Raw genomic sequence first — 6888 nt, forward strand, 5'->3', positions numbered from 1 at the left:
CCTATTCAGGACAAATAGGCAGAATCCGACAGAATCATACAAATGAAATATTAGTGAATACGCATGATGTTTTCATCATATTCGGCACCGAAATCAACCCATTTTCACGAACCATTAAGTCTCGCTTAATTCAATCGTTGCGACGGGCGCCGATTGTCGCCCAAACGGTCTGGCGCTGCAGTTATGAGCCCTCTGGAGGGGCTATACTCAGACCGATGAAGTTCTTGAGTTTCGACAGCCCTTTCCTTACGAAGGTCGCCCTCGCCGCGGCTGCCCTGGTCCTTGCCGCGACCCACCTTGCAGGCTGCGGCTCCATCTCAGATGAGGTATCGGGCACGGCGTTCAGCATGCCCGAGCACGTGGCAACGGCGACCTTCGACGCCAATGCCGCTGAAACCTCGGGGACATGTGCCATCGACACCTCGTCCGTTGCATCCGGCTACGTGGGTGCGAGCGCGCAGGCGTCGAGCCGGCTCAAGTTTCTGATCGCCTGTGGCGACGCCACCATGATCTACGACCTTCCACAGGACGGCACCCCCATTGTGTGCCCTCTGAGCCTGGGCGACGGGCCATACAGCTTTCGCATCATGCAGAACACCTCGGGTGAAAACTACGTGGAGCTTTTCAGCGCCCAAGCGAGCGTCGAGCTCTCGAGCGAGTTCGAACCGTTCCTCCGCCCCAACATCTACTGCGACTTCGACGACGCAAGCGCCTCCACCGCCCAAGCGCGCAAGCTCGCCAAGAAAGCAAAAACGCAGGCCGAGGCCGTCGAGGACGTTTGCAACTGGATCGTAGAGAACATCTCCTACGATGACGCCAAGGCATCGCAGCTCAAAGACGCCACGGGCTACATCCCCGACCCCGACTCGACGCTCAAGACCAAGAAGGGCGTCTGCTTTGACTACGCGAGCCTGGGTGCCGCTATGCTGCGAGCACTCGGCATCCCCACCAAAATCGTCACGGGCAACGTCTCGCCCGACGGTATTTACCACGCCTGGATCATGGTCTATATCGATGGCACGTGGAAGAGTGCGCCGTTCGATGTGGAGCCCAAAACGTGGTCGCGCGTGGACCTCACCTTCGCGGCGAGCGGTGACGATAAAAACGTGGGAGACGGAAAGGAATATACTGACCGATATGTTTACTGACAACATCCATCTAGCAACGTCAGGAGAGTAAATGGCCGATCAGCTCTTGGAAAGCAGCGCCATCAGCGCGTTCTGCGACAGCGTGGCCACCATGCTCGCGGCCGGCATCCAGGTCGACGAGGCCGTGCACATGTTGGTCGAGAACCGCGAGGCATCGCCGTTCAAAACGGTCTGCGACAAGGTCTACACCCAGCTCATCGCCGGTGAGGGTCTCGCCGGTGCCATGGAGAGTACGGGGGCGTTTCCGCCGTATGCCATCGAGATGGTGAAGATCGGCGAGGTCTCAGGCCGCACCGAGCGTGCACTCCGCAGCCTCGGTCATTACTACGACAGCGAGGATCGTACGTTCGCAAAGCTCCGCAGCGCCGTGGGTTACCCGACGGCCCTGCTCGTGATCATGGGGTGCATCCTCGCCTTCACCGTGATCCTCATCCAGCCCACGTTCAGCAGCGCTTACGCCAACCTCTCGGGTTCGCTCACCTCGGGCTCGTTCTCGATGGTGAGCGCCTCGGCCATCATCGGCTGGGTCGCGCTCGTTGTGGTGCTCGTCGCCGCCGCCGCGGCGCTTTGCCTCTCGGTACTCACGTATACCGAGAGTGGCCGCATTCGCGTGGTCAAGCTGCTCGAGAAGGTTCCCGTGACCAAGCGCACCATGTACCAGCTGGCGCTCTCGCACTTCACCAACGCGCTCGCCGCTTTTGTGGCCTCGGGCGTGCAGGACGAAGTCGCCATGGAGCGCGCCACCGCAACTGTCGACCACCCCGAACTCAAGAAAAAGCTCGAGGCCGCGGGCGCGTCTATGGCGGACATCCAAAACCCCCGCAGCATGGCCCAGGCCATCAGCGAACACGAAATCTTCGAGCCCATCTACGCCCGCATGCTCACCGTCGGGATGCACGCAGGATCGGCTGACGATGTGTTGGCTTCGCTCGCCGAGACGTTCTTTGACGACGCCACCGCCCAGATCGACGCCGTCGTCGACCGCGTCGAGCCCGCGCTCGCCGCTTTCCTGACCGTGGCCGTGGGCGCCACGCTGATCGCCGTCATGCTGCCGCTTATCGGCATCATGGGCTCTATCGCATAACCGGACGGCCTGCTATGTTCCACGAATTGACAGATAAAGACATCAGGCGCCGCCGAAACCGCAGGATCGCGGTCGTGGCGCTCGTGGTGGCGCTGGCGACAGCGGCGTTTGGGATCTTCTCCGCCGTGCGCGCCAACGCGCGCGAGCAGGGCGCCGTGGCGCTGCGCGATTCCGTGCTCGTGGCCGCCAAACAATGCTGTGCAATCGAGGGCAGCTATCCCTCGTCGCTCGAATACCTTGAGCAGAAGTACGGCCTCACCATCAACGAAGACGACTACGTCGTGTCCTACGAGTGGTTTGCCGGCAACGTGATGCCCAGTGTGGTGGTGACACCGCGATGAGCACAAACGATATCGATCACAACCTCTCCCGCGTAGAGGCGCTGTCGCGGCTGCCGCAGATTACGGCGCGCAGCGAGAAACGTACGCGGGCGCAGGGAGCATTCCCCGTCCTCCTTCTGGGTGTCTTCTTTGTGGCACTGCTGGGCGCACTGATCGCCGGCGTCACCGTCTACCGCAACATCAGCGGCATCCAGGAACAAAATGTCGCACGGCGCGAGGGGCTCGAACTCATCTCGAACATCGTGCGCGCAAACGATGCCAAGGGCGCCATCGCCACGAGTGAGGGTCCCGAGGGTCGTGCGCTCGTGATCGTCGAGACACTCGACACCGGCACGTTCGAGACGCGTCTCTACCTCTACCACGGTCACGTGGTGCAGGAATACAGCCCCGCGGGCACGGCCTATACGCCTCAGAAGGCGAGCGAGGTCACGGCGTCCAAGACGTTCTCGTTCTCCTATTCGCACGGGCTTCTCTCCGTCACCACCGACCAAGGCACCTGCGAGGTCGCCCTCCGCTATCTTGAGGAGGCCGAGTAGCATGGCAGCAAACAACGGCTCCGCGCCGTCCGGGCGCATGCGCGCAACGACGGCCTATATCATCGAGGCGCTCGCGCTGCTCGCGGTGCTGGTCGCTTCGATGGCGGTGTTCACGCAGCTCTTCGCCGCCTCGACCCAGACCGCGGCCTCGTCTTCCCGCCTCTGTCGCGCCGTCTCGGTCGCCGAGAACGCGGCCGAGGAGTTCTCGGCCGACCCCGCCGCCGTCGAAGGCGGCGAGAGCACAGGACTCGGCATCGCCAATGGCACGAGCGACGGCTTTACCGTGAAGACCAAGGTTACCAAGGATAAGCGCGAGGCCGGCACGCTCTGGCACGCTCACATCACCGTCTCGGACGATGCGGGGAAGGCCTACGAGCTCGACACCCAGCGCTACGTGAGCGAGGCGAGGTAGATGGCGGCACAAAACGCAAAGAGCGTCCGTATAGGACCGATCAGCCTGCTCACACTCATATCCGTGCTTCTGCTCGCCGTATTGGCGATGCTTTGCGTGACCACATCAAACGCGGCAGACGCCATGTCGCGCCGCCAGTCGGCATCCGTCACGGGCACCTATGAGCTCGAGAGCTGCGGTCAGGCTGCGCTCGCTGGCATCGACGAGCACCTCAAGGGCGCGACGGGCAACGCCTCGACCGCCGCTGCGGACATCGAGGCGGTCGGCAGCAGTATCGCGGCCGATGCGGTCGCGACCTGCAAGGACAAGAACCTCACCGTCGACATCTCCGCCCAGGACGCCGACATCGTGCTCACCGTAAGCGATAGCGACGGGCACCGCCTCGACGCACGTGTCACGGTGAGCGACAACCTCACCCACTCCATCACGCAATGGAAAGTAACCAGTACCCACGAGTCCGAGCAGCAGGGCCTCTGGTCCGGCAACGGCTCATCCAACTAGCGACAAGGAGAAGCTCCATGCAACTCAATGAACTGCTTCAGCAGATGATCGACGCCAAGGCGTCCGACGTCTTCATTATCGCCGGGCTGCCCCTGTCCTACTCCAAGAGCGGCATCCACGTGCGCAGTGACTCGCCCGCACTCAAGCCGGCAGACACCGAGGCCGCCGTGCGTGCCATCTACAGAATCGCCGAGCGCGATTTCGAGCTGTTCCATGGCAACGTCAACCACGACGATGACTTCAGTTTCTCCGTGGCCGGCGTGGGACGGTTCCGTGTGAACATTTTCCGCCAGCGCGGCTCCTTCGGCGCCGTGATCCGTGTCATCCCCTTTGGCCTACCCGATGCCCGCGAGATGCAGATCCCCGAGACGGTTCTCAGCCTCGCAAACCTCAACCGCGGCATGGTTCTTGTCACCGGCGCCGCCGGTTCGGGCAAGTCGACCACCCTCGCCTGCATCCTCGACCGTATGAACCACACGCGCTCGGGCCACATCATCACCATGGAGGACCCCATCGAGTACGTGCACCGTCACGGCAACTGCATCATCACGCAGCGCGAGATCCCCATGGATATCGCCACCTATGCCGAGGCACTGCGCTCCGCCATGCGCGAGAGCCCCGATGTAATCCTGCTGGGCGAGATGCGTGACCCCGATACCATCAGCACCGCCGTTTCCGCCGCCGAAATGGCACAGCTCGTGCTCTCGACGCTCCACACCACCAGCGCGGCCGACACCGTCGAGCGCATCCTCGACGCCTTCCCGCCCAACCAGCAGCGCCAGATCCGTATCCAGCTCTCCATGGTGCTCCAGGCCATCGTGAGCCAGCGTTTGGTGCCCACCGTCGACGGCGGCGTCACGCCGGTGTTCGAGGTCATGCTCATGAACACCGCCATCCGCAACCTAATCCGCGAAGAGAAGTCCCACCAGATCGATTCCGTCATTGCTGCGGGCGGCGCGTATGGCATGCAGACCATGGACCAGGCCCTGTTCAACGTCGTCAAACAGGGCGTCGTCGCCAAAGACGTCGCCCTGCAGCACGCAAACCATCAGGAAGCCCTCGCACGCCGCTTCGCAGCAGAGGGCATGTAGAGACCCGCATCGCAGGCAGACAGCCCGCCTCCAGTCATGAACTGCCTCCCATTTCTTGGACATGAGAAATGGGAGGCTTTCTTTATGCGCGTCGACTTGAGGGTGAAGCACGACATCGAGGCCAGGAAGGCGGCCATAGGGCTCTTCGAGCTCGGGCACGGGTATAAATCTGCCGCGATTGCCCTTTCGCTTCCCGCGGAAGCCGTGAGAAGATGGCAGGAGATATACCGCGCGTTCGGGAGCGAGGTGCTGCTGAGCATGGACGGAAAGCAGGGCAGGTACACATACGAGCAGAAGGTCGCCGCCGCCTCCGCCGTCGTCGACGGCGGCATGACGAAGACCGAGGCGATGGCGGCGTTCGGCATAATGTCGATGTCGCCGCTCAAGAAGTGGTGCGCGCTATACCGCCGGGGCGGCGCGGAGGCCCTGCGCCCGAGGCCCAAGGGCCGGCCGAGCGGTTCCAGGGCGAGGCCGCGGACCTGCGAGGAGGAGCTCGAGGAGCGGTGCCGCAGGCTCGAGGGCAGGGTGGCCTACCTAAAAAAATTACGCGCCCTGGTCGAGAGGGACGGACTCTGACCAGGGCGAAGGCCGAAGCGGTCGCGGCCCTGAGCGCCGAGGGGCACGCACTCGGGCACCTGCTCGCATGCGCCGAGCTCAAGAGGTCGACCTACTACTACGCCCTCGCGCACCCGCCGAGGCCCACGCGCCCCGAGCTCCGGGAGGCGGCCGCCGAGATCTTCTCGCGCACCGCCAACGGCTGCGGGCACCGGCAGATAGCGATGTGCCTCAGGGCGGAAGAGGGGGCCGTGATAGCCAACCAGACCGTGCTCAAGATGATGCGCGAGATGGGGATTCGCTGCGGGATCAGACGCGAGACGGCCTACTGTTAGCGCTAATCTAAAATTGACCACTTTCGCAAACGCATCTCGCCGAATGCGCTAACGCGCTTTCGCCGACCCCGCTAACGTACTTTCACCAACTGCGCTAACGGAACTATGCTCCGATCGGGTATCCGACCCGGGAGGAGCGGGATATGGAGCGAAACGTAATGGGAGAGCTGAACGTCTACAGGGGGTCCGGCGCGAAGCCGAACTTCAGCGAGATCGCGAGGAGGCACGGCATGGACCGGCACACGGTCGCCAAGTACTGGCGGGAGGGCGAGTCCGCCGCCGACGGCAGGTCCGCGAGGGGCAGCGCCTTCGACCCGCTCGAGGAGGTGATCCGCTCGAAGGCCCAGCTGCCCGGGATGACCAAGATGGCCGTCTACGCGTTCCTGCGCGAGGGCCGCGGGGAGGGGCTGCCCGGGTACGGCGCCTTCACCGCCTGGTGCCGGGCCCGCGACGTGCCCTTCGGGGGCGCGGGCGGCCGCGAGCCGCACCCGCGGTTCGAGACGCCCCCGGGCAGGCAGCTGCAGTTCGACTGGAAGGAGGGCATGAGGCTCGTCGACTCGGAGGGCGAGGTCTTCGAGTTCAGCGTGTTCACCGCGACGCTCGGCTACTCCCGGAAGCACCGCTTCATACCGGTCAGGAGCCGCACGCTCGACGACCTGCTGTCCTGCCTGCTCGCCACCTTCACCCGCCTCGGCGGCGTCCCGGAGGAGTGCATCACGGACAACATGTCGTGCCTGGTGACCGTCTCGGGCCGCAGGAGGACCAGGCAGGAGGGGGCGTGGCGGTTCGCGCGGGAGGCCGGCTTCGAGCTCAGGCTCTGCGCGCCGCGCTCGCCGCAGACCAAGGGCAAGGACGAGTCGGCCAACCGCTTCCTGAACCGCCTGC

General features: G+C 63.8%; 10 protein-coding genes. All 10 read left to right on the forward strand.

From position 1 onward, the window contains the following. Positions 1–215: 215 nt before the first annotated feature. Positions 216–1148 (forward strand): transglutaminase-like domain-containing protein, encoded by a 933-nt coding sequence (locus tag ACTQ0H_RS07790; protein ID WP_441538800.1) that lies wholly within the window; start codon positions 216–218, stop codon positions 1146–1148. 31 nt (positions 1149–1179) lie between these two features. Beyond that, on the forward strand, positions 1180–2232 hold the full coding sequence (locus ACTQ0H_RS07795; RefSeq protein ID WP_441538798.1) for a type II secretion system F family protein: 1053 nt from the start codon (positions 1180–1182) through the stop codon (positions 2230–2232). Between the two features lie 14 nt (positions 2233–2246). Then, positions 2247–2573, forward strand: a complete 327-nt coding sequence (locus ACTQ0H_RS07800; RefSeq protein WP_441548032.1) for a hypothetical protein — start codon at positions 2247–2249, stop codon at positions 2571–2573. Further along, positions 2570–3109 carry a DUF4860 domain-containing protein gene (locus tag ACTQ0H_RS07805; protein WP_441063264.1) on the forward strand — a complete coding sequence of 180 codons (540 nt, stop codon included), beginning with the start codon at positions 2570–2572 and terminating at the stop codon, positions 3107–3109. Before ACTQ0H_RS07800 ends, ACTQ0H_RS07805 begins: the two co-directional genes overlap by 4 nt. Position 3110: 1 nt before the next feature. Continuing rightward, a complete protein-coding gene (locus ACTQ0H_RS07810) occupies positions 3111–3521 on the forward strand; it encodes a hypothetical protein (RefSeq protein WP_441063266.1) in 411 nt (136 codons plus the stop codon). Then, on the forward strand, positions 3522–4022 hold the full coding sequence (locus tag ACTQ0H_RS07815; RefSeq protein WP_441548033.1) for a hypothetical protein: 501 nt from the start codon (positions 3522–3524) through the stop codon (positions 4020–4022). Positions 4023–4039: 17 nt separating this feature from the next. Beyond that, complete coding sequence (locus tag ACTQ0H_RS07820; protein WP_441538796.1) at positions 4040–5113, forward strand: type IV pilus twitching motility protein PilT; 1074 nt, start codon at positions 4040–4042, stop codon at positions 5111–5113. An 84-nt stretch (positions 5114–5197) separates the two neighbouring features. Further along, positions 5198–5689 carry a helix-turn-helix domain-containing protein gene (locus ACTQ0H_RS07825; RefSeq protein WP_441538794.1) on the forward strand — a complete coding sequence of 164 codons (492 nt, stop codon included), beginning with the start codon at positions 5198–5200 and terminating at the stop codon, positions 5687–5689. After that, complete coding sequence (locus tag ACTQ0H_RS07830) at positions 5617–6003, forward strand: IS3 family transposase (RefSeq protein WP_441538793.1); 387 nt, start codon at positions 5617–5619, stop codon at positions 6001–6003. The genes ACTQ0H_RS07825 and ACTQ0H_RS07830 overlap by 73 nt, the downstream gene beginning before the upstream one ends. A 143-nt stretch (positions 6004–6146) precedes the next feature. Further along, the coding region (istA, locus tag ACTQ0H_RS07835; protein ID WP_441548034.1) for an IS21 family transposase at positions 6147–6888 on the forward strand (742 nt) is incomplete at its 3' end.

Source organism: Collinsella sp. LCP21S3_A3 (genome assembly GCF_052118905.1).
Classification (GTDB): Bacteria; Actinomycetota; Coriobacteriia; order Coriobacteriales; family Coriobacteriaceae; genus Collinsella.